Source organism: Flavobacterium aquariorum, assembly GCF_003254745.1.
In the GTDB taxonomy this organism is placed as follows: domain Bacteria; phylum Bacteroidota; class Bacteroidia; order Flavobacteriales; family Flavobacteriaceae; genus Flavobacterium; species Flavobacterium aquariorum.
Window position 1 is genome coordinate 127,683 of sequence record NZ_QKXH01000005.1, and the last position, 25,022, is coordinate 152,704.

Genomic DNA, 25,022 nt, shown 5'->3' on the forward strand with positions numbered 1-25,022 from the left:
GTAATTACAAATTGGCTTTTAATTGTTAAATTGTTTGAATAAATCCCAAACGACTATCCCAGCACTAACTGAAATGTTCAAAGAATGTTTTGTTCCCAATTGCGGAATTTCAATACATCTGTCGCATAAAGCTACAGCTTCCTGTGCTACACCGTAAACTTCATTTCCGAAGATTAAAGCATATTTTTGGTTTTTATCTACTTTAAAATCTTGAAGAAAAACAGAGCTTTCCACTTGCTCAATGGCAAGGGTGATGATGTTTTCTTCTTTTAAATTTGTAATTACTTCCAGTACGTTTTCATGATGCTCCCAAGTAACAGTTTCTGTTGCGCCAAGAGCTGTTTTGTGAATTTCCTTATTTGGAGGAGTAGCAGTGATACCACACAAGATTATTTTTTCGATCAAAAAAGCATCGGCCGTTCTGAAAACCGATCCTATGTTGTGTAAACTACGAATGTCATCTAAAACTAAAATCAAAGGTGTTTTTTCGGATTTTTTAAAATCGTCAATTGATTTTCTCTCAAGTTCGCTGTTTTCAAGTTTTCTCATTTTTGGGTAATTATTTTTATAAAAAAAGCTTCCTAAAAATCAGGAAGCCTTTTTTTATTTGATAAAAGTATTGTTAGCTTTTTGCAGCAGCAGGTGCGGCGTCTGGTAAAACAGTTCCTTTAATAGTAAGGGTTTTTGTTGGTTGTCCTTCAGCATTTGAAGTTACAGTCACAGTTTTTGTAAATGGACCTACTCTGTCAGTAGCATATTTTACTCCAATAACTCCTTTTGCTCCTGGAGCAATTGGTTCTTTTGGAGTAGTTGGAACAGTACATCCACAAGATCCTTGAGTATTTGTGATAATTAATGGTTTGTTACCATTATTTGTGAAAACAAATTGACGGTTACCATCAGCATTGTGAGCTACAGTTCCATAATCAATAGTTTCATTTTCAAAAACCATACCTGCACCATCTACTTTTGGTAATGCGGCAACTGCAGTTGTTTTTGCTTTTTTAGCTTTTTTAGAAGTCTCTTGAGCGTTAGAAACAGTTGTTCCCAAAATAGTTAGCATCGCTAATAGAAGTATTTTTTTCATAGTCTTTTTAGATTTGATTGACAAATTTAAACAAATTAACAAAATTGTATTGTAAATTTTTCTTAAAACTAATTTAATTTTTTTTCGCCTTAGTTTTTTGCAGTATAAAATTATAAATTCGCTGAGTTTTTTATTCATTCAAATATAACAATTTTGGCAGCAAAAGATAAGATAGTTAAAGAGACTCCATTAATGAAACAGTACAATGAAATCAAAAGGAAGTATCCTGATGCTTGCTTGTTGTTTCGTGTTGGGGATTTTTATGAAACTTTCGGAGAAGATGCCGTTCGGGCTTCAAAAATTCTGGGAATTACATTAACAAAGAGAGGTGCTGGCTCCGAAACTGAGACTGCGTTGGCTGGTTTTCCGCATCATTCTATCAATACCTACTTACCTAAATTAGTCAAAGCGGGACTTCGAGTGGCTATTTGTGATCAATTGGAAGATCCAAAAATGACCAAAACTATAGTTAAACGAGGGGTTACAGAGCTTGTAACGCCTGGAGTTTCCATGAATGATGAGGTCTTGCATTCTAAAACGAATAATTTTCTTGCGGCAGTTTATTTTGCCAATAAAATGATTGGTGTTTCTTTTTTGGATGTTTCTACTGGAGAGTTCCTAACAGCCCAAGGAAATGCCGAATACATTGATAAATTGCTTCAGAATTTCAATCCCAGCGAGGTTTTGGTTCCTAAAAATAATAAAAGTGAATTTCGCGAAATTTTCGGTGAGGATTTTCATAATTTCTATCTGGAAGATTGGATTTTCAAGGAAGATTACGCTATTGAAACCTTAACCAAGCATTTTCAAACTGTTTCTTTAAAAGGTTTTGGGATTGAAGAATTGAGAGAAGGAATTATTGCGTCTGGTGCCATTCTTTATTATTTATCCGAAACGCAACATAATAGAGTGCAGCATATTACGGCTATCCATAGAATTGCTGAGGATGCTTATGTCTGGATGGATCGATTCACGATTCGAAACCTGGAATTGTATCACAGTTACAATCCTAATGCTGTTACGCTATTGGATGTAATTGATAAAACACTTTCGCCAATGGGTGGTCGTTTGTTGAAACGCTGGTTGGCTTTGCCTTTAAAGGATGGTAATAAAATAAAAAGCCGTCATCAAGTGGTTTCTTATTTAAAAGAAAATCAGGATGTTTTAAGAAATATCCAAAATCAAATCAAGCAGATTTCGGATTTGGAGCGTTTGATTTCCAAAATTGCCACAGGTAAAGTTTCTCCTCGTGAAGTGGTGTATTTGAAAGAATCTTTGGATGCTATTATACCAATCAAAACATTGGCTTTGTCGAGTCCGCAAGAAGCTGTAAAAGTAATTGGTGATAGTTTGCATAGCTGCGATTTATTACGTGAAAAAATACAAATTACCTTAAATCAGGATGCACCCGTGGCGATCGCCAAGGGGAACGCGATTGCGAAAGGAATTAATCCGGAATTGGATGATTTACGGGCGATATCCACTTCAGGAAAACAGTTTCTGGAAGGAATCGAAAAAAGAGAATCGGAACGTACAGGGATTTCATCATTGAAAATATCGTTCAATAATGTCTTTGGTTATTATATTGAAGTTAGAAATACACACAAAGATAAAGTTCCTGCAGAGTGGATCAGAAAGCAAACACTCGTAAACGCGGAACGTTACATTACTGAAGAGCTGAAAGAGTATGAGACTAAAATTTTAGGGGCAGAAGAGAAAATCCAGAAAATTGAAAGCGATTTATTTGAGCAATTAGTGAGTTGGGTGGCTACTTATATCAAGCCGGTTCAGATGAATGCCAATCTTGTGGCACAACTGGATTGTTTGTGTTGTTTTACACAATTGGCAATAGAAAATAAATATGTTTGTCCAGAAATTGATGACACATTTGAACTGGAAATTAAAGATGGAAGACATCCCGTAATTGAAAAACAATTGCCTGTCGGAGTCCCATATATTTCCAATGATGTTTTTTTGGATAGAGAAATGCAGCAATTGATTATGATTACCGGACCCAATATGTCGGGTAAGTCGGCTATATTGCGACAGACGGCCCTGATTGTATTGCTCGCCCAAATGGGGAGTTTTGTACCTGCCGAAAGTGTCAGGATGGGAATTGTGGATAAGATATTCACCAGAGTAGGGGCTTCGGATAATATTTCGATGGGAGAATCTACTTTTATGGTCGAAATGAATGAAACTGCTTCTATTTTGAATAATATATCAGACAGAAGTTTAGTGTTGTTGGATGAGATTGGAAGAGGAACGAGTACCTATGACGGAATTTCAATCGCTTGGGCTATTGCCGAGTTTTTGCACGAGCATCCATCAAGGCCTAAAACATTGTTTGCAACGCATTATCATGAATTGAATGAAATGAGTGAGACAATGCCTCGAATTCAGAATTATAATGTTTCAGTAAAAGAGTTAAAGGATACGGTACTTTTTATTCGAAAATTAGTGAAGGGAGGAAGTGCGCACAGTTTTGGAATTCATGTGGCGAAAATGGCGGGTATGCCACATTTGGTGATTTCAAGAGCTCAAAAAATGTTAAAGAAATTGGAAAAAAACCATTCGAGCGATGCTTTGAATGGAATAAAATCTGCGAATGAAGAAATGCAAATGAGTTTCTTTAATCTAGATGATCCGTTGTTGGAAGAAATTAAGGAAGAAATCGTTAATTTGGATATAAATGCCATTACTCCTGTAGAAGCGTTAATGAAACTAAATGAGATTAAAAGAATGTTATCTAGGAAATAGTTTTTAGATTTAAAGTTATCGTTGTCAGAACGTTAAATTTTATCTTTGTTTTTTTTGAGAAAAAGGTTTGTGTAATTGAATAAAAGTTCTAAATTTGCAACCGCAATATGAAACAATTGTTGTGGTTCTTTTTAAGAATGAAATGCGAAAATAGCTCAGTTGGTAGAGCGCGACCTTGCCAAGGTCGAGGTCGCGGGTTCGAGCCCCGTTTTTCGCTCAAAATTGCATAATGCTCGGATGGTGAAATTGGTAGACACGCTGGACTTAAAATCCAGTGAACAGCAATGTTCGTGCGGGTTCAAGTCCCGCTCTGAGTACAAGAAAGCTTCAAACTATGTTTGGAGCTTTTTTTATTTGCACAAATTATGACGGTCAATTAGTTTGGATGTCAGCTGTTTAATCTGCTTTTAAAATCTTTAATCTAAATTTTAAATCTAAAATCAAATGGGGGCTTTTGTTATTAGTAAAAGATTTGATGATCAATATAAGTTTGTGTTTACTTCCAGAAAGGGGAAGGTTATTTTTACAAGTATGAAGTATGAGCTTAAGTTTGAGTGTGAGGAAGCGGTTGAGTATTTTAAAACCAATATTAATCTGGCGACTTTTGATAAGCACAAATCGGCTGGGGGGAAGTATTTTTTTAAGCTGTTTTTGGATGGGGCGCCTTTTGCTTTAAGTAGAAAATATACGACCGAACTAAGGGTTCAGAAAGGGATTGATGAAATCATGAAATATGCGTCAGTTTCTGAAATATTGGATTTCTCGGATAATGATCTAATTTTTTTAGATTAATACTCGGTTTGCAAATAAAAAAAAATACCATCACGATTTCGGGATGGTATTTTTTTTGGATCTATTTCTAAGTAGTGAAATGGTAGATTCGTTAAAATATAGTCATAAAAAAAAGCTGCATTAAATGCAGCTTATTTTTTTTCTAGTGTAATTTGAAATTACTTAGCTGGAGCAGCAGCAGGAGTTGCAGCAGGTGCAGCAGCAGTTGTGTCAGCAGCTACAGCAGTAGTATCAGCAGCTACAGCAGTAGTATCAGCAGGAGCAACAGCAGTAGAATCTACAGCAGTAGTTTCTTCAGCAGGAGCGTCAGCTTTTTTACAAGATACAACAGTTAATACAGCAACAACAGCTAAACTTAAAAATACTTTTTTCATCTTAATTTAATATAAAGGTTAATTATTAATTCGTGGCAAAGATATAAAATTTTTAATACGTAAAATATTTTTTCATTTATTTTTTAAAAATAATTTTCAATCAACGGGTTAGCTTTTTCTTTTAGGGAATTAAAAATAGGTAAATAACTACAAATAGCTAAATAGCTTCGTGTTTTATGCGGTTTTATGCTTCTTTTTCAATTGTTTAAAAATAGTTGTATTTCTTTTATTTTGAGCTTTTCTTGTGAGTTGTTTTTTCCAAAATGCTGTTAGTGGCTCCTTTGTTTTTTTGCACAAAAGAGCGGCAAATTTCTCCTTTTTGATATCTTATGTCAGCATTTTGAATTAAAGTTGAAAAGGCTATTTCGAGTTCTTTAGAATCGTTTATTGAAATGGAACCTCCGATTTCTACTAAATTAATGGCTTCGTCAAAATGCGAATAATTTGGGCCAATTACGATAGGGATTCCAAAAGTAGCTGGTTCCAACAAGTTATGCACTCCTGGATTTCCAAAACCACCCCCTACATAGGCAATGTCCCCATAACTGTAAATCTTGGTCAATATTCCAATGGTGTCTATTATAAACACTTCAAATTTTGATAAATCTTTGTTCTCTTTTTCTGAAAACAATACTGTTTTTTTAGTGATACTATTTTGCAGTTGTTCGATTTGTTCAGGTTTTATGTTGTGAGGTGCAATAATGAATTTAACATCATAAATGCATGAGTTGATGTATTCTGAAAGTATAGTTTCGTCTTTAGGCCAAGAACTTCCTATTACTATAGTTGTTTTGGTGTTTTTAAATTGAGCAATAAAATCCAAAGTATTGTCTTTTTCTAAAATAGCAACAACTCTGTCAAACCGGGTGTCGCCAGAAACAATGACGTTTGTTTTTCCTAACTGGGTGATAAGTTTTTTTGAGTCCTCATTTTGAACGAAGAAATAGGTAAATGTGTTTAGTGCTTTTCTGTAAAAACCACCATACCATTTGAAAAATAATTGCTTTTTTCTAAAAATACCTGAAATTAGATATGTGGGGATGTTTTGCTTTTGTAATTGATCCAAATAATTAATCCAAAATTCATATTTGATAAAGAAAACAAGGTCTGGATGAACTAATTCTAAAAAGCGTTTTGCATTTTTTTGGGTGTCTAGAGGTAGATAAACGGTTACGTCGGCAACTGTATTGTTTTTGCGGACTTCGTAACCTGAAGGTGAAAAAAAGGTAACCACAATTATATGGGTAGGGTAGTTGTCTTTTATTTTTTCAATGACAGGAAGACCTTGTTCGTATTCTCCTAAAGACGCAGCGTGAAACCAAATGGTCTGGTCGTTAGCTGATATTTTTTGTTCCAAAATTGTAAAAACATCTTTTCTTCCATCAACGAAAAGTTTCATTTTAGGGCTGAAAAACGCTATGATTTTTAATAAAAATTGGGTTGACAGAATGGCTAAATTATAAAGAAAATGCATCGATAATTTTTTTTGTAAAAATACATTTTCTTTGTGTTATTTTGATTGGTTTAAACTCATTAAATAACTATTTTTGTGGTGCTTGTTTGGGATGGCTAAATTGCAGTTAAATTTGATCTTAAAGCAAGTTTACTTCTATTAATTGTTCCTTTGAAAGGTATAGGATACTAAAAAAGAATACATGAAAAAAATACAAATGGTTGACTTAAAAAGTCAATACGATAAAATCGCAGTAACTGTAAATGCTTCGATTCAAGAAGTTTTGGATACCAATACTTATATTAATGGACCACAGGTTCATAAATTTCAAAAATCATTAGAAGAATATTTAGATGTTAAGCATGTAATTCCATGTGCTAACGGAACCGATGCTTTGCAAATCGCCATGATGGGATTGGATTTAAAGCCTGGCGACGAAGTTATTACAGCTGATTTTACTTTTGCAGCTACTGTTGAAGTGATTGCATTGTTGCAATTAACGCCTGTCTTGGTAGATGTGGATATGGTGAATATGAATATTTCTATTGAGGCTATCAAAAAAGCGATTACACCAAAAACCAAAGCGATTGTACCGGTTCATTTATTTGGACGAGCTGCCAATATGGAAGCTATTATGGCTATCGCCAAAGAACATAATTTGTATGTAATAGAAGATAATGCACAAGCCATTGGAGCGAATTGTAAATTCTCGGATGGGACTAAAAAGAAAGCGGGGACAATAGGTCATGTATCTTCTACTTCTTTCTTTCCGTCAAAAAATTTAGGATGTTATGGAGATGGTGGCGCTATTTTTACCAATGATGATGCTTTGGCACACAAACTGCGTGGTATCGTAAATCACGGAATGTACGAACGTTATCATCATGATGTAGTAGGTGTGAATTCTCGTTTGGACAGTATTCAAGCCGCTGTGCTTAATGCTAAATTGCCTTTTTTAGATGAATATGGAAAAGCAAGACAAAATGCAGCCAGAAAATATACTACTGCTTTTGAAGGGCACAAAAATATTGTTGGTCCTAGTATTTGTGATAATTGTGATTGCCATGTTTTTCACCAATATACATTGCGAATTATTGGGGCTAATAGAGACGGATTAATGCAACATTTGTTGGACAAAGGAATTCCATGTGCTATATATTACCCGATTCCGTTGCATTCGCAAAAAGCGTATTTGGATGTGCGTTACAAAGAGGAAGATTTCCCAGTAACAAATCAGTTGGTAAAAGAAGTGATTTCATTACCAATGCACACAGAACTTGACGATGAACAAATTAAATTTATAACGGACAGTGTTTTAGAATATTTAAAATAATTTCAATTGAGACGCTATTTATAGCGTCTTTTTTATAAAAACAAACATGAAAATACTAGTAACAGGAGGTTTAGGTTTCATTGGTTCCCATACTGTAGTCGAATTACAAAATGAGGGTTTTGAAGTTGTGATTATTGATAATCTTTCTAATTCTTCGGAAGAAGTTTTAAAAGGGATTTTTGCTATTACAGGCAAGATGCCATTATTCGAAAAGTTGGATTTACGTGAAAAAAAGAGCGTGCAAGAATTTTTCAAAGAACATAATGATGTTAATGGAGTTATTCATTTTGCAGCTTCCAAAGCAGTGGGTGAAAGCGTTGAAAATCCTTTACTGTATTATGAAAACAACTTAGGTACGTTGGTTTACATTTTGCAGGAATTAGAAAAGAAAGATGAAGCTAATTTTATTTTTAGTTCGTCTTGTACGGTTTATGGTCAGGCCGAAAAGATGCCAATTACCGAAAATGCTCTGGTACAACAGCCAATGTCTCCTTATGGGAATAGCAAGAAAATCGGAGAAGAGATTATTATTGATACGGCAAAAGCGACGAATATTAACGCTATTTTATTGCGCTATTTCAATCCGATTGGTTCACACCCTTCAGCCGAAATTGGAGAATTGCCATTAGGAGTGCCACAGAATTTAGTTCCTTTTATAACCCAAACCGGTTTTGGTTTGCGTCAGGAATTGTCTGTTTTTGGAGATGATTATCCTACGCCAGACGGAACGGCAATACGCGATTATATTCATGTAGTCGATTTGGCAAAAGCCCACGTAATTGCTTTACAGCGTTTGCTAAATAAAAAGAATTTAGACAAAGTAGAAACTTTTAATCTAGGAACAGGAACAGGAAGTTCGGTGCTGGAAGTGATTCACAGTTTCGAAAAAGTGAGCGGTAAAAAACTTCCTTATAAAATAGTTCCTCGGAGGGAAGGTGATATTACCGAAGCTTATGCCAATACCGATAAAGCTAATAATGTATTGGGCTGGAAAGCACAATCAACCTTGGATGAAGCCATGGCCAGTGCTTGGAAATGGGAGCAGAAAATTAGAGGTTAGATTTGAGATTTCAGGTGGCAGAACGCAGATTATAGTTACTAGATTTCAGAATATAAAATCCTAAGTCATTTTTACAATGGTTTGGGATTTTTTTTCAAGTATTATTGTGCGGTGCCGGCAAAGATGAATAGTTTTTACATCGCTATAAGACAAAAACAAAAATCCCCACAAACATCAGTTCATGGAGATTCTCTTTTATTATCTGTTTTTCTGACTGAAAACTGCAAACTGCGTTCTGTCACCTGAAAACTGCAACCTAAAATTTAAGCATTCGCAGTCACAGCTTCTTTATCAATTTTTCCAATCAAACCAGCCAATACTTTTCCTGGACCTACTTCTGTAAATAGAGTAGCGCCATCAGCAATCATTTGTTGTACAGATTGTGTCCAACGTACTGGAGCAGTCAATTGAATAATTAAGTTTTTCTTGATTTCGTTTGCATCAGAAACAGCAGTTGCCGTTACGTTTTGATAGACTGGACAAATAGGAGTAGAGAATGTAGTCGCTTCAATAGCTGCGGCCAATTCCTCCCTTGCAGGCTCCATCATTGGTGAGTGAAAGGCGCCACCAACAGGCAATAATAAAGCTCTTTTTGCGCCAGCGGCTTTCATTGCTTCGCATGCTTTTTCCACAGCTGTGGTTTCTCCAGAAATAACTAATTGTCCAGGACAGTTATAATTTGCCGCAACCACAATGCCGTCAATCGAAGCACAAACTTCTTCAACGATATTATCGGCCAATCCCAAAACGGCGGCCATAGTAGATGGTTTGATTTCACAGGCTTTTTGCATTGCTATGGCACGTTGTGAAACTAATTTTAATCCATCTTCAAAAGACAAAGTACCGTTGGCAACCAATGCCGAAAATTCACCCAAAGAGTGTCCCGCTACCATTTCTGGTTTGAAATCTTCCAATGTTTTGGCCAAAATAACAGAATGCAAAAAAACTGCAGGTTGAGTTACCTTAGTTTCTTTCAATTCCTCAGCCGTTCCTTCAAACATGATATCAGTAATGCGGAAGCCTAGAATTTCATTTGCTTTTTCGAATAATTCCTTTGCCAATGGGGAGTTTTCATATAATTCTTTGCCCATCCCTGTGAATTGTGCGCCTTGACCTGGAAATACGTATGCCTTCATATTTTTTCGTTTAAAGTTTAAAAGTTTCGGGTTTTCAAAAGTGAAATCGAAAAACCGACTGCAAAAGTACTACTTTTTTTAGGAGCAGCAATTTTTTGTATTTCAAGAAAATTTCTCCTGCTATCATTCCAATCTACACCCAAAAGCAAGGGATTTTTTCTCCTATCAGGGTTAAATGACATTATTTTGTTTTTTTAGAGGAAGATTAGATAAAAATGCTTGCTTAACATATTTGAAATCAGTTTTTTATATTTTTTTATTTCGTATATTTGATAGAGTTTCTTACGCAAAAATTGAAGTTTTTTATTTTTTTTTAACTCACATCAGATTTAGAAAAATTATTTGAATTGATAGGAAATTGAGTTCATCAGTACAATTTCATTTAGATTTTTTTCGCGACACCCCAAATGTGCTAGTATATTGATTTATAACTAAAAAATAAATTTATGAAAGTCTCTGTTACGAGAAAAAATGTAAAATTTTTACCAGATTCCGGAAGAATTGTAGCTCGGTATTTTATGAGTGGTGAAGAACGGACCAAAGAATTGGTTGGTCGTATATTGGTTATGAACAATCAACAGGTTAATCACACATTGGAACAGATATATAGGGAGTTTGCACGACGACATCGGAACATTTCGTATATATTTCATAAACATTATGGAAAGATTCGACATGTAATTAAGGAGATGAAAATCAGTGAATTAGAATTATCTGAGGAACGAAAATTGTTAATTGGGTCTTATCTGACCATGGAATATTCAATCGAATCGGCGGCATTTTTTAATCCGTCTATGGTAGAAGATTTTGATCAGACCAGTTTAGAAAAAGGGGAGAAACGTGTGGTTATTTCGTTTCGGGCAACTGGAGAAGGACATGTTTCTTCTATTGTATTTAGAAGAGGAATTATTGATAAAGACAATAATTTGCGGATGATGCGAATTGGCGATAGTATTGACAAGGCAGAGGTTTTGCATAAAATGATGTTCAATAAAAAGCGAGTTTTGTCCAAATTGACAGAAATGCATACGCTTGACATTTATTCTCCCATAATGTGTGACTTGCCCGAAGTCTTTGAGTATTCTATGTTTAAAGATTTGCTTAGTACAGAATTACTGGATCCCAATATTAGTAAAGAAAAAAAGGAGGCTATTGAAGAAGTGATTTGGTTGCTGGATTCGTTTTATGACATACAGTTCAAGCATGATTCCGATATTTCCGAGCGCGTTATATTTCCAGTATCTGATGTTGAGAGTCGCGGAATTGAAGATGCCCGTTTTGTTCGTTTTGTGGATGATGATGGCTCCGAAAGTGTAATGGGAACCTATACCGCTTATAATGGGCATTCTATACTTTCAAAATTAATAACCACCGAAGATTTTTATACTTTTCGTATAATGCCTTTGCATGGTGAAGGCTCGCAGAGCAAAGGAATGGCGTTATTTCCTAAGAAGATAAAAGGTAAATATGCCATGTTGGGAAGAATAGATGGAGTCAACAATTATCTGATGTATTCGACACGGCCCAATGAATGGAAAGACCCACAGATTATTCAGAGACCCGAATATCCATGGGAATATACTCAAATAGGAAATTGTGGTTCTCCCTTGTGGACTCAAGAAGGTTGGCTGGTTATTACACACGGGGTGGGGGCTATGAGACGTTATTGTATAGGTGTTTCATTGTTTGACTTGGAGGATCCATCAAAAGAAATTGGCAGGTTGCCCGAGCCTTTGTTAACCCCTTTGGAAGATGAGCGTGAAGGGTACGTGCCAAATGTGGTTTATTCCTGTGGTTCAATAATTCATAATAACAGTCTAATATTGCCTTATGCTGTTTCGGATTATTCTTCTACATATGCCGTGGTGGATATGGTAGAATTAATGGTTGCTTTGAAAAACAGCAAAAAGTAAATACGATGAAATCACTAGGAAGCAAAACAATATTACTGATGAGTTCTTATCCACCGAGAGAATGTGGATTGGCTACTTTTTCCAATGATATAGTTAATTCTGTTAAATTAGTTTTTGGGGATTCACTCCCAATAGAAGTATGTGCTTTGCAAAAGGAGGTAAATCAATTTGACTATGGTCTTGAGGTACATTACGCATTAACCGTTTCTTTAATCGATGAATATCGTCTTTTGGCTGAAAAGATTAACAATCGAGACGATATTGGAATGGTTTGTATTGAGCATGAATTTGGTCTTTATGGCGGGGATTATGGGAATTATTTACTATCATTTTTATTAGCTATAAACAAACCAATTGCTACCGTTTTTCATACCGTATTGCCAGGACCGAATAATAAATTAAAAAAAATAGTTCAGGCTATCATTGATTTGTCAAATAAAATTGTGGTACTGACCAAAAGATCACAAGAGATTTTAATAAGGGATTATGACTGTAAGGAATCAAAATTGAGGATAATTCCCCATGGCACGCATATGGTACTTTGGGACCAAAAGGAAAAATTAAAAAGGGAATTCAATTATTCCGGTAAAACGGTATTGTCAACATTTGGGTTAATTAGTGATAATAAAAATATTGAGACCGTTTTGTCCGCTCTTCCTAAGATTATTGAAAAGCATCCGGAAGTCATATACTTAGTTATCGGGAAAACACATCCTGAAATCTTAAAGAGGGATGGGGAGAAATACAGAAACATGCTCATTGAAACAACCAAAAAACTCAAAATTGAGAACAACGTTTTCTTTGTCAATGAATTTCTGGAGTTAAAACAACTGCTAAATTATTTGATTTTATCAGATGTTTATTTGTTTGCTTCCAAAGACCCAAATCAGGCTGTGAGCGGAACCTTTGCATATGCAATGAGTTGTGGTTGTGCAATTATTTCAACTCCAATTGCCCATGCCACTGAGGTTTTGAATCCAGGGATAGGAATATTGTTGAATGGGTTTGATAATCAGGAAGAATTTCAAAGAGCTATATTGGAATTGGTTGAAAATAAAGAAAAGCGATTGGAAATGGGACGCAACGGTTATGCTTTGACTCATGAAACCACTTGGGAGAATATTGCTTTAAGGTATGCATCCCTTTTTGCTGAAATAACCGAAGGCAAGGAGAAATTAAGATTAAATTTTCCACCGATAAAATTAGATCACATCAAAGAGTTGACAACAGACTATGGGATTCTTCAGTTTTCAAAATTTAGTCAGCCCGATTTATCATCAGGTTATACCTTGGATGATAACGCCCGTGCATTGATTGATATGGTGATGTATTATGATAAGAGTTCGGATTATCTTGCACTGGATCTGGCCAAAATCTATTTGAATTTTATTGCCGAAATACAGCGGGAGGACGGCAGATTTGATAATTATAAGGATATTAATCGGCAACTGACAAAACAGAATGAATTGGTGAATCTTCAGGATTCGAACGGAAGGGCATTATGGAGCTTAGGTTTTTTGCTGTCCTATCAAGAAAAACTTCCGACAGATTTAGTTGAGCAAGCACAAAAAATATGGGACAAAGCCATTGTACATATAGATGAGGTTACGTCGCCCAGAGCGATTGCTTATACACTTAAGGGGCTTTATTATTATTACCAAGCTAACAAAGAGGGTGAAATTAAAACAGCTATAACTCAACTTGCAGACACATTGCTAAATCACTATCACATCAATTCGGATGATGATTGGTGTTGGTATGAAGATTATATGACCTATGCCAACAATGTGCTTCCAGAGGCAATGCTCTTTAGTTTTTTGGTAACGGGGAATTTAAAATACAAAAAAATAGCTTTAATAACCTTCGATTTCCTTTTGTCACATTATTTTATGAAAGGGGAATTAAGTGTGATTTCAAATAGAGGATGGTTTATTAAAGGCGAGAAAAAGAATACTTATGGTGAACAACCTATCGAAGTATCGACAACAATTGCTACATTGCATTTGTTTTATCGGGTAACCGGAAATGTTAAATATAGAAACCAATTGAATCTGGCATTTTCGTGGTTTTTGGGAAATAATCGTCTAAATCAAATTATTTATAATTCGGTAAACGGAGCCTCATATGATGGGCTTGAAGAAAAAAATGTCAATATCAATCAAGGTGCCGAATCGACACTTTGCTTTTTTAAGGCCCAGCTCATCATGAACGAATATAAGGATTATGACAAGTACAGACATTTAGATACGACAATTACTTATGCCATTTGAAAATAGAATCTTAAAAAATGACTGAGAAAGAAAAAATGCTTTCGGGCGAAATATATTTTGCCAATGACAAACAACTTACTGAAGAACGAACCAAGGCCAAAAAACTATTGCATAAATTGAATGTTACCGAATATTTGATGAATGGAAGATCTCGTGCGATTCTGCGAGAGTTAATGCCAAATTCCCATAAACGATTGTATATAGAACCACCGTTTCACTGTGATTACGGCTACAATATTTTTTCTGGTGAAAATGTCTATTTCAATGTCAATTGTGTTGTTTTGGACACGATGAAAGTGACCATAGGAAATAATGTTTTCTTTGCGCCAGGGGTGCATATTTACACGGCTACCCATCCGCTTAATGCTATAGAAAGAAGAACTGTCGAAAGTTCAAAGCCAGTATCGATTGGAGATGATTGTTGGATAGGGGGGAATTCGGTAATTTGTCCAGGAGTAAGCATTGGTGCCGGTTGTGTAATTGGTGCCGGATCTGTTGTGACCAAAGATATCCCCGAAAATTCCTTGGCAGTGGGCAATCCTGCCAAAGTGATTCGGAAATTAAATGAAGATTAATCTGTTTTATTCATATAAAAGCTCAATGCTCCAGATGGGCATTTATTGATAGTTTCAATAATTTTTTCTGTTGTTGAATTTTCGGCTGTAATCCAAGGCTGTTCTTTCGGTTTGAAGACCTCCGGATTATTACGAACGCAGTTCCCCGAATGAATGCATTTTCCTGATTGCCATACAATGGTTACTTCACCATTGGTATATTCTTTTTTGATATTTTTTGGATCCATGGCTATAGTAGTGAGGTGTTAATGATTGTTTTTCCTTTAAGTAATTTTGAGATTGGACATTTATCAGCAATGATTAGCAATCGTTCTTTTTGCTCGGCAGTAACTTCTCCCGTAAAAGTAATGTTTCTTCTTATCGTTGTTGTTAATTCTCCACTTACAGTTTCTTGATATAAATTTAGTGAAATATTTATTTCGGGGATTACCCATTCTTTTCGGTCAATGTACATTCTCAAGGTAGAAAGGGTACAACCTGCCAAAGAAGCTAATAGAGTAGAAAACGGATCCATTCCTAAATCTTTCCCACCAACATTTTCTGGTTCATCCATAAGGAATTGCCCGTTTCTCCAAGTGATATTGCATAAGTACTTTTGAGTGCCGATGCGACCAAGTATGTCATTTTCGAAAAGATCTTCCATTATAATACGTCGTTAAATTGAGGGTTTCTGTCAAAAATTTTTTTAGCGAAAGGACATAACGGAATAATCTTCCAATTTTTTTCTCTCGCCACTTCAACTGCTTTTTCCACTAATTTTTTGCCCAACCCTTTTCCATTGAATACGGGCGATACTTCGGTGTGATCAATGATGATTTTATCTGGTCCGGCAAATACAAAAGTCATTAAAGCTACTTTTCTACCTTCGGAAGTAATGTTGAAATTGCCGTTTTTTTCGTTGAATTCTATGTTTACTGTTTCGGTCATGATTTTTTTGTTAAGATTCTAAGTTGCTAAGATTCTAAGTTGCTAAGATTCTAAGTCTCTCAGAAACTTAGAATCTTAGCAACTTTTATTTTAAATTAATAAGTCATCGGAATTTCCATTAACAGAAATTTTGCGTCAGTTGTTGCTTTGATGTCCAAAGTTTTGAAATCAGTTATTCCTAAACCGTCACGAGTTTCTAGTTCTTGACCATCAACAGTTATTGTTCCAGATATTACGAAAATATACATACCGTTTCCTTCTTTTTTAAGCTCATAGTTTTTAGAAAAACCAGCTTCAAAATCGGCTAAATGGAACCAAGCATCTTGATGAATCCAAACTCCAGCATCATCAGGATTAGGGGATAATATTTGAGCAAAATTATTTTTTTGTTCAGTAGTATCATACGTGATTTGTTGGTAGCGAGGAGTTACATTTCTCGTTTTTGGAAATAACCAAATTTGAAAAAGTTTGGTGCGTAAATCTGCATTTGGGTTGAATTCACTGTGTTGAATTCCAGTTCCGGCACTCATCACTTGGATATCGCCAGTTTTTATAGTCGATTCATTACCCATGCTGTCTTTGTGAGCCAAATCACCTTCCAATGGGATAGTGATGATTTCCATATTGTCGTGCGGATGTGTTCCAAACCCCATTCCGGCGCCAATGGTGTCATCGTTTAAAACCCTTAACGTCCCAAATTGAACTCTATCTGGATTGTACCAACTCGCAAAGCTAAAACTGTGATAGGCATTTAACCATCCGTGATCTGCGTGTCCTCTTGTGTCTGCTTTGTGTAAAACTGTATTTTTCATAATATATAAATTTAGTGATTTTTGTTATACAAATTTACGTTGGATGTAAGCTAAGGACACTTAATCTAGATTAAGAAAGGAGTTTTCAGGTAGCGGAAGGCAGAAGGCAGATAGCGGTAACAGAATTTAGATTGCAGTTTTCAGTCTCAGGTTACGGACGATTAGGCGGTATCTGCAATCTGCCTTCTTCCTACTGCTTTCTTAGCATTTTGCTTTTCATTTTGCTAAAAAACTCGGGTGTAACTCCTAAATAAGAAGCAATTTGCTTTTGGGCAACTTTCTGAATGAGCGTGGGGTACTTTTTGCAGAATTTCTCAAAACGTTCTTCGGCTGTGAGGCTTAGGTTATCCATTAAGCGTTCTTGGTTGGCTACCAAGGAGTTTTCTGTAAGTATCCGGAAGAAACGTTCGAGCTTTGGGATTTCACGATACAGTATTTCTTGATTTTCTTTGGATAACAAAACCACTTCGGCATCTTCTAGAACTTCGATAAATAAATTACCGGGTTTTTGCGAAAGCAAACTGTACATGTCGCCAATCCACCAGCCTTCGCAGGCAAAAGTCAACACATGTTCTACAATATTATCATTAATGTTGAAACTGCGTAAAATACCGGAATTTACAAAATAGGAATGTTTGCAAATCGCACCACTGTTGAGTAAAATGGTTTTGGCTTTGTAATGGTGTATTTCTGTTTTGGACAAGAAAAGTTCCTGCTCCTGTCGTGTGAGCGATACGTGTTGCGCGATGTTTTTGAGTATTAATTCCATTTATTTTTGCTCTGGAAGTAAAGTAAAGGAAGTAACTTTGAAACGATTATTCTCTATTTTCCCTGTAACCTTAGCTTTTCTAATGGCTTCACAAAAACCGTCTTTGGCGTGTGCATCTCCATGGTCGTCAATTTTGGTTCCATCCGCAAAATAAGATTTTCCGTCGATGCGAATGGCTAAATCACAGCCCTTTCCTTTTAAACCAAATTGGCATTCACCACAGGAGACTTCTGCAATTTGAGATTTTAAGAGTTCCTTTTTTTCTTGAGCACTTGATATTAATGCTATAAACAGTAATATGGTTGCGAATGAATTTTTCATTTAGGACGAATTTGAAAGCCCTAAGTTAAGGATTTTGGTTCTAATTCTAAATGGAATAGTTTTTAAACATATAAATCCATAATAATCTTGAAAGACGAATGTTGAAAGAAGCCATTGACAGAATAACTATGGCGATAATGGCAATGATTCTTAAATCGAACCTTTCTGTGAAGAATTGTTGCGCAACTAGATAGGTAGCAATTCCTTGTGCTACTGTTAAGCCATAGTTGACATACATGGCGCCAAAGAAATAGCCAGGTTCTTTTTCGAATTTAAAGTGACAATGCGGACAGTATTGATTCATTTTTGGAAAACCAATATTTAAAAAGATGTTTTTTTCGTTAAATACTTTTCCCTCATAACAATGAGGGCAGTCGTTATTTAGGATGTGGACGAGTGTGTGTGACATTTTTTATTTTTTTCAAAGGTATTTTTTATTCGTGTCACAGGTATTTTCTATATTCGCCAATTATAGGACAATAAAGACATTGAAAAATCATGAGCAAATATCCGATTTATTCCATTCAGCGATTCAATTGCAATGATGTTAATAGTGATTTCTATATAAACACCTTTAAAAATCACTTGGTTGATCACAGTTTTGTAGAAGAGCCGCATAGACATAATTCGTATGTACTGGTTCTTTTTACCAATGGATCGGGAACTCACGACATCGATTTTGATACTTTTGAGATTCGGCCTGGGAGCATGTTTTTTATGCAGCCTGGACAAATACATCATTGGAGTTTGTCTGATGATATTGATGGTTTTGTTGTTTTTTATTCCCGGGATATGTATAATCTTTATTTTAGACAAAAGACAATTGAAACGTATCCGTTTTATTATGCTTTGGAGAATTCTCCTGAAATGATTTTTGATGCTAAAGAATTAAAGGCAATAGAACCTTATTTTTATAATATGCTTGAGGAATATCAGGGGAATAAAATCATGAAACAAGATAAAATCATGAATTTATTGGATAGTATTCATATTGAAATTTCGCGAAAATACAATGAGGAATATGTTCTCCAAGCGCATTCCTATAATGTGAAAATCAAAGATTTTGACATACTTTTGGAAAAATATTTTCGAACCGAAAAAGCGCCTTCTTTTTATGCATCCCAACTTCATATTACGTTAAAGCACTTAAACAGAATATGTAATGAAATCCTAAAAAAGACCACCACTCAGGTCATTACCGACAGAATTATTTTGGAAGCGAAAAGAATGCTGATGGATAAAAAAAGAACAATCAACGAAATTGCAACAGAGTTGGGTTTCGATGACTATTCCTATTTTGTGCGCTTATTCAAGAAGCATACTGTAATGACGCCGACAGCTTTTCGGATTTCTAAACGGTAATTAAGAAAGTACCTTTACTAATCGGGAAGCAGCTTTTGCTTTTTCTACCACTTCTTCAATTGAAGAGTCTAAGGTATCAGTGACTAAAGCTACACCCATTCTGCGATAGGGTCTTGAAGTAGGTTTTCCAAATATCCTAAAATCGGTTTTGGGTAAAGCAGCGATTTTTTCTATTCCAGTAAAAGTTGGATTTACTGAATTTTCGGAAGCCAAAATTACGGCACTTGCTCCTGCTTTTTCTAGAGTAATTTCGAAAATTGGTAAACTCAAAATAGCACGTAAATGCAATTCGAATTCATTAAAATTTTGCGTTCCCGCCAAAGTGACCATTCCGGTATCGTGTGGTCTTGGTGATAATTCAGAGAAATAAACACCATCATCGGCAAGGAAAAATTCAACACCGAATAATCCCGCGCCACCCAAAGCTTCGGTTACTTTTTCGGCCATATCCTGTGCTTCGTATAAAGCTGCGTCGGATACTTTTGCGGGTTGCCAACTTTCTTGATAATCTCCACGTTCTTGTCTGTGTCCGATTGGTGCGCAAAACAAAGTGGGGTTGTTGTTTTGAACTACGGTCAGTAATGTGATTTCTGAATTGAACTTTACAAAAGCTTCAACTATGACTTCGACTACATCGCCACGCGAACCTTCTACAGCGTATTGCCATGCTTTGTCAATGTCGGCAGCAGTTTTTATGGTGGATTGTCCTTTTCCGGAAGAAGACATTAGCGGTTTTACTACGCAAGGCATTCCAACGGCCTCAACTCCTTTGCGTAATTCTTCGGCTGAAGTGGCGTAACGGTAATCGGCCGTGCGCAATCCCAGTTCTTTGGCAGCCAAATCCCGAATGGCTTTTCTGTTCATGGTAAAGTTGGCCGCTTTTGCAGATGGAACTACCGTAACTCCTTGTTTTTCGTAATCATAAAAACGCTCGGTTCTGATAGCTTCTATTTCGGGAACGATGAAATCGGGTTGGTGTTTGGCTACGATTTTGTCCATAGCGTCTCCATCGAGCATATTGATAACTTCAAAACCGTGTGCTACTTGCATTGCTGGTGCGTTTTCATAACTGTCAACAGCAATTACGGTTTGCCCGATGCGTTGTGCAGCGATTGTAAATTCTTTTCCTAATTCGCCAGAGCCTAGAAGTAGTATTTTCATTGAAAAAAAGTTTAGTGGGGTTATGAGGTTTATGAGTTTATTCTGTTTTGTATAATTATAACAAAAATACGTTTTTGGGTTGAATTTTTTACAGGAATGCTTGCTGTGTTTTGGTAATTTCTTTTGAAAATATTGAATGACTTATTTAGCAGTTTGCCGCGTGAGGGATAGGAGCAAGCTACCGAAGTAGCGCGGATAGCTCGACACCATAAAGAAAAGAGGCCGACTCACCGGTGTGATGAGTTGGCCTCTTTTCTTTATGGTGGCACGCCCCAATACTTTGTTTAAAAACTATAACCTAGTTTTACCCCGCATCGGAATACGAAATTATCAACGTAGGTGTTGTCGATGTCTCCTTTTCCTTTTACTTCCCATTTCCAATTGAATCCCATTGAAGGGTCGATGCTGAAATTTTCCCCGACTTTTATTTTGTATCCAATATCTTGATTAATTAAACTCCAGTACGAATAGTTGCCTTCGAAATTACCTAAAGAGGTTGTTTTGTTAAAATCCGTGCTAGAGTAAGCCAATAGCCATTGCAGATAAATTCCGGATTTACGGCCTCTTTTTTGATAAATTCTTTTGCCGATCTCAACTGCGAAACCGTTGCCTTTTACCTTCACCAAATTATTGTCATAATCCAATTGTGAAGCGGAAATGTTTAGGAGATTTGATGTGTATTCATTAAAAAGAAAATAATTACTGTTGCCAAATTCGACACTTATACCATATAGTGAGGGGTCTGAAAAACTATAATTTGCCGAAATGGTAAATGTATTCGAGTCTAGTTTTTCATGCTGGGCAAAAGTCGAAATGGAGAGTAGTAACGTGCTGATTAATACAATTGACGTCTTCATTTTTTCTAATGATTTAGAGTCATGAAGTTACGGATTTTTTGTCAATAAACCAGTTTTATCTTTGTATAAAAGGAGAGGAAGTTGTTTGGGTTTTGGATATAAAAAAACAGTCTAAAGAATAAAGTGATGAAACTTTATACCTTAAACTGTTTTATAATTGAAATAAATTATTCTATTTATGCCGGAACTTCAGTAAGTGAAACTGCTTCTTTGATTCTGCGTAAAGCTTCTTTTAATAACTCTTCGCTTGTTGCATAAGAGAAACGAATACAATTTGGGTTTCCAAAAGCGTCTCCGGTTACTGTTGCTACACAAGCTTCTGCCAAAAGGTACATTGAGAAATCATTGGCGTCTTTTATAAGGGTTCCTTTTAATGTTTTTCCGAAGAAAGAAGAAACGTCTGGGAATACATAGAATGCTCCTTCTGGAACGTTGATTTTTACACCTGGAATTTCTTTTAATAATCCAACTACTAAATCTCTACGGCTTTGGAAAGCGTCAACCATGTGTTTCAATACAGATGGGTCAGCATCTACAGCAGTAATAGTAGCACGTTGTGCAATACTGTTTGCTCCACTGGTTACTTGTCCTTGAATTTTGATACAAGCTTTTGCGATAAATTCTGGTGCTCCAATGTATCCAATTCTCCATCCTGTCATGGCAAAAGCTTTGGCAACTCCATTTACAGTAATTGTTTTTTCTAACATTCCTGGAATAGAAGCGATGCTGCAGAAAGTTCCTGAGAAATTGATGTGCTCATAAATTTCGTCGGCAACTACATATACGTGTGGGTATTTTTCTAAAACTTTAGCTAGAGCAGTCAATTCTTCTCTGTTGTAAACCGATCCACTTGGGTTACAAGGAGAACTGAACCACATCATTTTTGTTTTTGGTGTGATGGCTGCTTCCAATTGTTCTGGAGTGATTTTGAAATCTGTTTCTACAGAAGTTGGAACTTCTACAGGAACACCCCCTGATAATTTTACAATTTCGAAATAAGAAACCCAGTATGGTGCGGGTAAAATTACCTCGTCACCGTCATTAAGCATTACTTGTGCAATGTTATATAAAGATTGTTTGGCTCCTGTTGAAACCACGATTTGTGATGGTTTGTAATCTAAATTATTGTCTCTTTTGAATTTTCTGCAAATTGCTTCTTTCAATTCTGCATAACCTTCTACTGGAGAATATGTGCTATAGTTTTCATCGATGGCGCGTTTTGCAGCTTCTTTGATGAAATCTGGAGTATTGAAATCTGGTTCTCCTAAACTTAAACTGATAATGTCTTTTCCTTGTGCTTTTAATTCTCTTGCCAATGCAGCCATCGCTAATGTTTGTGATGTGGCTAAATTGTTAATTCTGTCTGAAAGTGGATTGCTCATTAAAATGTAATTTTTTGGTTTATTCTTTTTTTAGATAATTATTATAATGCAGGTTCTAAACCTAATGTTCTTAAATGTTTGAAATGTGCTACAACAGCAGCTGTCATAGTTTTGTATTCGTAATACGGTAACTGACATTCGTTGGCAGTTTCTTTTACGATTTTTGCAATTTTACCATAGTGAACATGGCTGATGTGTGGGAAAATATGGTGCTCAATTTGGTGATTTAATCCTCCTGTGTACCAGTTTACAATTTTGTTTTTTGGTGCAAAATTAACGGTAGTAAATAATTGGTGAATAGCCCAAGTATTTTCCATTTCACCTGATTCGTTTGGTTGCGGATTAGCAGCTTCATCAACTACGTGAGCCAATTGGAATACGATACTTAAAATTAATCCAGCTGTGTAGTGCATTACAAAAAATCCAATGAGTACTTTCCACCAAGTTATTCCTATAACAATTGGCAATACAATCCAAATCGACAAGTAAATTACTTTTGTTATGATCAAAGTTGTCCAAAGTATTTTTGGACTTTTCGGTTCACCATACGATAATTTTCTTTTTAGGTAACTGCTCATTTGTTTGAAATCAGTAGTAATAGCCCAGTTGAAGGTTAATAAACCATATAAAAATACAGCGTAATACTGTTGGAATTTATGGAATTTATGCCATTCTGCTTCTTTGGAGAAACGCATGATTCTTCCGGCTTCCAAGTCTTCGTCATGACCTATAATGTTTGTGTAAGTATGGTGTAAAACGTTGTGCTGTACTTGCCAGTTGTGCACGTTTCCTGCTAATACATATATGGTTCCCCCCATAAATTTGTTTACCCAACTTTTGGTAGAATATGAACCGTGATTGGCATCATGCATTACATTCATTCCTATTCCGGCCATACCAATTCCCATTACAATGGTCAATAAAAGATGTGCCCAAAAAGGCATGTCTAATGTAAGTATCAAAAAATAGGGAACAAGAAAAACAGTAAAAAGAATTACAGTCTTCAAATGGATTTTCCAGTTTCCGGTTTTTTCTATATTGTTTTCTTTAAAGTAGCTGTTAACTCGAGAATTAAGGGTTCTGAAAAATTTTAAATTATCTTGTTTTGCAAATGTTGGAGCGGTATTGTTCATATGTTTTTTTGAATATTTGCAAAGGTAACCAATATAAATTTTCAACATACAATATTGAGTTAAATATTTCTAAGCTAAAAGCAGTACTTTTGTTAAAAATTTTTAAGATGGACGAGATTCTAAAGTATTTTCCTAATCTATCTGATAATCAGATAGAACAGTTTCAAAAACTGGATTTTTTATACCACGATTGGAACGAAAAAATCAACGTTATTTCACGTAAAGATATTGATTCGCTATACACCAAACATATATTGCATTCATTGGCTATTGCCAAAATAAATAAGTTTGAACCTGAAACCTATGTGCTGGATGTAGGCACGGGTGGTGGATTTCCAGGAATTCCATTGGCCATCCTTTTTCCTGAAACTAGATTTTATTTAATTGATGTTATTGCTAAAAAAATAAAGGTGGTTCAAGCCGTTGCCGAAGCATTAGAATTGAAAAATGTCAAAGCCGAACAACTTCGTGCCGAAAATGTAAAAGGTGATTTTGATTTCATAGTAAGTCGCGCGGTGACTAACATGCCTGATTTTGTTTCTTGGGTAAAAAACAAAATCAAGAAACAGAATAAACACGAATTGAAAAACGGTATTCTTTATTTAAAAGGTGGTGATTTAACAGAGGAACTAAAAGATTTTCCGAAAGCGACCGAATACAATATTTCCGATTTCTTTGAAGATGAGTTTTTCGAGACTAAAAAAGTGGTTCACTTACCGTTGAAGTTTGTGGTGTAAGTCCGAAAGACGAAAGTTTGAAAGTCATAAAGTAAATAGCCGAATCTTAAATTTAAGATTCGGCTATTGTTTTTTATTTCAGGATGTAAGAATTTAAATAATCTAACCAGTTTTCTTTATAACTATTTCCGATTGGTATTTCTACAGCATTTATTTCGACTTCGTTTTTAGAATAGGAAGTTAGTTTTTTTGTCTGAATAATAAAAGAACGATGAATCCGTACAAAATTGGAATCTAATGTTTTTTCAAAAACAGAAATATTCTGTTTGATATGATGAAATTTGCCATTTTCAAGATGTATTGTAATGTAATCTTTGAGACTTTCTACATATAAAATTTCATCAAATACAATTTTAATATTTTTGCACCCACTATTTACAAAAATATGATTCTCCTTAATTGATTCTCCTTCGTTTTTTGGAATCAGCAATTGTTTGAATTTTTCTATTGAAGCAAAAAATCGGTCAAAAGTTATGGGTTTCAAAAGGTAATCGATCACATTGAGCTCATAACCTTCTAATGCATATTCTCTGTAGGCAGTTGTGAAAATTACTTTAGGAGGATTTTTTAGTTTCTTCAAAAAATCATTTCCTTTTAATAATGGCATTTCGATATCCAAAAAAATCAAATCGACTGTATTTTTTTCTAAAAACGTATACGCTTTTAGAGCATTTTCGAAAGAATTGACTAATTCGAAATTTTCAAAATTTATCAAGTGTGCAGAAATTAATTCTCTTGCTAAAGGTTCGTCGTCAATGATTATGCATTTGTATTTCATTTAAAAAAGAATAAGTATTTGAAATTTCTA

At 35.4% G+C, this 25,022-nt stretch carries 26 protein-coding genes and 2 tRNA genes; 11 read left to right on the plus strand and 17 right to left on the minus strand.

Annotation, left to right across the window (positions count from 1 at the left end; all coding sequences use genetic code 11):
* Positions 1–18: 18 nt before the first annotated feature.
* Together DOS84_RS09230 and DOS84_RS09235 are read right to left on the minus strand one after the other, a co-directional pair.
* Entirely contained in the window at positions 19–549 is a 531-nt protein-coding gene (locus tag DOS84_RS09230) for an RNA methyltransferase (RefSeq protein ID WP_111409839.1), read from the minus strand.
* 73 nt (positions 550–622) lie between these two features.
* Positions 623–1,087: a DUF1573 domain-containing protein gene (locus DOS84_RS09235; RefSeq protein WP_111410010.1), complete on the minus strand. Its 465-nt coding sequence runs from the start codon at positions 1,085–1,087 to the stop codon at positions 623–625.
* A 153-nt stretch (positions 1,088–1,240) separates the two neighbouring features.
* Here DOS84_RS09235 and mutS point away from each other — a divergent pair, with 153 nt between their 5' ends.
* The 4 genes from mutS (at position 1,241) to DOS84_RS09255 (ending at position 4,639) form a co-directional block, all read left to right on the plus strand.
* On the plus strand, positions 1,241–3,847 hold the full coding sequence (gene mutS, locus DOS84_RS09240; protein ID WP_165830419.1) for a DNA mismatch repair protein MutS: 2,607 nt from the start codon (positions 1,241–1,243) through the stop codon (positions 3,845–3,847).
* A 144-nt stretch (positions 3,848–3,991) separates the two neighbouring features.
* Positions 3,992–4,064, plus strand: a tRNA-Gly gene (locus tag DOS84_RS09245).
* Positions 4,065–4,078: 14 nt separating this feature from the next.
* A tRNA-Leu gene (locus tag DOS84_RS09250) sits at positions 4,079–4,164 on the plus strand.
* Between the two features lie 127 nt (positions 4,165–4,291).
* Entirely contained in the window at positions 4,292–4,639 is a 348-nt protein-coding gene (locus DOS84_RS09255) for a YegP family protein (protein ID WP_111409841.1), read from the plus strand.
* Positions 4,640–4,797: 158 nt separating this feature from the next.
* Here the strand turns inward: DOS84_RS09255 and DOS84_RS09260 are convergent, their stop codons facing one another.
* Both DOS84_RS09260 and DOS84_RS09265 read right to left on the minus strand, forming a co-directional pair.
* Positions 4,798–5,013, minus strand: a complete 216-nt coding sequence (locus DOS84_RS09260) for a hypothetical protein (protein WP_111409842.1) — start codon at positions 5,011–5,013, stop codon at positions 4,798–4,800.
* Positions 5,014–5,239: 226 nt separating this feature from the next.
* A complete protein-coding gene (locus DOS84_RS09265; protein ID WP_111409843.1) occupies positions 5,240–6,487 on the minus strand; it encodes a 3-deoxy-D-manno-octulosonic acid transferase in 1,248 nt (415 codons plus the stop codon).
* A 181-nt stretch (positions 6,488–6,668) separates the two neighbouring features.
* Between DOS84_RS09265 and DOS84_RS09270 the strand changes: the two genes are divergently transcribed.
* Both DOS84_RS09270 and galE read left to right on the plus strand, forming a co-directional pair.
* Entirely contained in the window at positions 6,669–7,799 is a 1,131-nt protein-coding gene (locus DOS84_RS09270) for a DegT/DnrJ/EryC1/StrS family aminotransferase (protein WP_111409844.1), read from the plus strand.
* Positions 7,800–7,845: 46 nt separating this feature from the next.
* On the plus strand, positions 7,846–8,859 hold the full coding sequence (gene galE, locus DOS84_RS09275; protein ID WP_111409845.1) for a UDP-glucose 4-epimerase GalE: 1,014 nt from the start codon (positions 7,846–7,848) through the stop codon (positions 8,857–8,859).
* 263 nt (positions 8,860–9,122) lie between these two features.
* On the opposite strand, the gene fabD is transcribed toward galE, so the two are convergent.
* The gene (fabD, locus tag DOS84_RS09280) at positions 9,123–9,995 is read right to left on the minus strand and encodes an ACP S-malonyltransferase (RefSeq protein ID WP_111409846.1); all 873 of its coding nucleotides are present in this window, start codon (positions 9,993–9,995) and stop codon (positions 9,123–9,125) included.
* A gap of 446 nt (positions 9,996–10,441) precedes the next feature.
* Here fabD and DOS84_RS09285 point away from each other — a divergent pair, with 446 nt between their 5' ends.
* From DOS84_RS09285 to DOS84_RS09295, 3 genes are read left to right on the plus strand one after another with little or no spacing between them, the layout of a single operon-like run.
* Entirely contained in the window at positions 10,442–11,908 is a 1,467-nt protein-coding gene (locus DOS84_RS09285) for a glycoside hydrolase family 130 protein (RefSeq protein ID WP_111409847.1), read from the plus strand.
* Between the two features lie 5 nt (positions 11,909–11,913).
* Positions 11,914–14,178, plus strand: coding sequence for a glycosyltransferase (locus tag DOS84_RS09290; protein WP_111409848.1), 2,265 nt, complete (start codon positions 11,914–11,916; stop codon positions 14,176–14,178).
* Between the two features lie 17 nt (positions 14,179–14,195).
* Positions 14,196–14,753 (plus strand): sugar O-acetyltransferase, encoded by a 558-nt coding sequence (locus DOS84_RS09295; protein ID WP_111409849.1) that lies wholly within the window; start codon positions 14,196–14,198, stop codon positions 14,751–14,753.
* Here the strand turns inward: DOS84_RS09295 and DOS84_RS09300 are convergent.
* The 7 genes from DOS84_RS09300 to DOS84_RS09330 form a co-directional block, all read right to left on the minus strand.
* On the minus strand, positions 14,750–14,980 hold the full coding sequence (locus tag DOS84_RS09300; protein WP_111409850.1) for a (4Fe-4S)-binding protein: 231 nt from the start codon (positions 14,978–14,980) through the stop codon (positions 14,750–14,752). The two genes, DOS84_RS09295 and DOS84_RS09300, sit on opposite strands and share 4 nt — an antisense overlap.
* Positions 14,981–14,982: 2 nt before the next feature.
* Positions 14,983–15,396, minus strand: coding sequence for an OsmC family protein (locus tag DOS84_RS09305; RefSeq protein WP_111409851.1), 414 nt, complete (start codon positions 15,394–15,396; stop codon positions 14,983–14,985).
* Entirely contained in the window at positions 15,396–15,680 is a 285-nt protein-coding gene (locus tag DOS84_RS09310) for a GNAT family N-acetyltransferase (protein WP_111409852.1), read from the minus strand. The genes DOS84_RS09305 and DOS84_RS09310 overlap by 1 nt, the downstream gene beginning before the upstream one ends.
* Positions 15,681–15,775: 95 nt before the next feature.
* The gene (locus DOS84_RS09315; protein WP_111409853.1) at positions 15,776–16,492 is read right to left on the minus strand and encodes a pirin family protein; all 717 of its coding nucleotides are present in this window, start codon (positions 16,490–16,492) and stop codon (positions 15,776–15,778) included.
* A 190-nt stretch (positions 16,493–16,682) separates the two neighbouring features.
* Positions 16,683–17,261 (minus strand): Crp/Fnr family transcriptional regulator, encoded by a 579-nt coding sequence (locus tag DOS84_RS09320; RefSeq protein ID WP_111409854.1) that lies wholly within the window; start codon positions 17,259–17,261, stop codon positions 16,683–16,685.
* Positions 17,262–17,582 carry a DUF6370 family protein gene (locus DOS84_RS09325; protein ID WP_111409855.1) on the minus strand — a complete coding sequence of 107 codons (321 nt, stop codon included), beginning with the start codon at positions 17,580–17,582 and terminating at the stop codon, positions 17,262–17,264.
* Positions 17,583–17,628: 46 nt separating this feature from the next.
* Entirely contained in the window at positions 17,629–17,991 is a 363-nt protein-coding gene (locus DOS84_RS09330; RefSeq protein WP_111409856.1) for a DUF983 domain-containing protein, read from the minus strand.
* A gap of 89 nt (positions 17,992–18,080) precedes the next feature.
* On the opposite strand from DOS84_RS09330, the gene DOS84_RS09335 reads away from it, so the two are divergent.
* Positions 18,081–18,944, plus strand: coding sequence for an AraC family transcriptional regulator (locus DOS84_RS09335; RefSeq protein ID WP_111409857.1), 864 nt, complete (start codon positions 18,081–18,083; stop codon positions 18,942–18,944).
* On the opposite strand, the gene purT is transcribed toward DOS84_RS09335, so the two are convergent.
* The 4 genes from purT to DOS84_RS09355 all read right to left on the minus strand — a co-directional run bounded on the left by purT (position 18,945) and on the right by DOS84_RS09355 (position 23,477).
* Positions 18,945–20,105 carry a formate-dependent phosphoribosylglycinamide formyltransferase gene (gene purT / locus DOS84_RS09340; protein WP_111409858.1) on the minus strand — a complete coding sequence of 387 codons (1,161 nt, stop codon included), beginning with the start codon at positions 20,103–20,105 and terminating at the stop codon, positions 18,945–18,947. It abuts the gene before it with no gap.
* 284 nt (positions 20,106–20,389) lie between these two features.
* Positions 20,390–20,962: an autotransporter domain-containing protein gene (locus DOS84_RS09345; RefSeq protein WP_111409859.1), complete on the minus strand. Its 573-nt coding sequence runs from the start codon at positions 20,960–20,962 to the stop codon at positions 20,390–20,392.
* A 176-nt stretch (positions 20,963–21,138) separates the two neighbouring features.
* Positions 21,139–22,344 (minus strand): pyridoxal phosphate-dependent aminotransferase, encoded by a 1,206-nt coding sequence (locus tag DOS84_RS09350; protein ID WP_111409860.1) that lies wholly within the window; start codon positions 22,342–22,344, stop codon positions 21,139–21,141.
* Between the two features lie 41 nt (positions 22,345–22,385).
* Positions 22,386–23,477 carry a fatty acid desaturase family protein gene (locus tag DOS84_RS09355; protein ID WP_111409861.1) on the minus strand — a complete coding sequence of 364 codons (1,092 nt, stop codon included), beginning with the start codon at positions 23,475–23,477 and terminating at the stop codon, positions 22,386–22,388.
* 107 nt (positions 23,478–23,584) lie between these two features.
* Between DOS84_RS09355 and rsmG the strand changes: the two genes are divergently transcribed.
* The gene (gene rsmG, locus DOS84_RS09360) at positions 23,585–24,214 is read left to right on the plus strand and encodes a 16S rRNA (guanine(527)-N(7))-methyltransferase RsmG (RefSeq protein ID WP_111410011.1); all 630 of its coding nucleotides are present in this window, start codon (positions 23,585–23,587) and stop codon (positions 24,212–24,214) included.
* 73 nt (positions 24,215–24,287) lie between these two features.
* On the opposite strand, the gene DOS84_RS09365 is transcribed toward rsmG, so the two are convergent.
* On the minus strand, positions 24,288–24,992 hold the full coding sequence (locus tag DOS84_RS09365) for a LytR/AlgR family response regulator transcription factor (protein WP_111409862.1): 705 nt from the start codon (positions 24,990–24,992) through the stop codon (positions 24,288–24,290).
* Positions 24,993–25,022 lie beyond the last annotated feature (30 nt).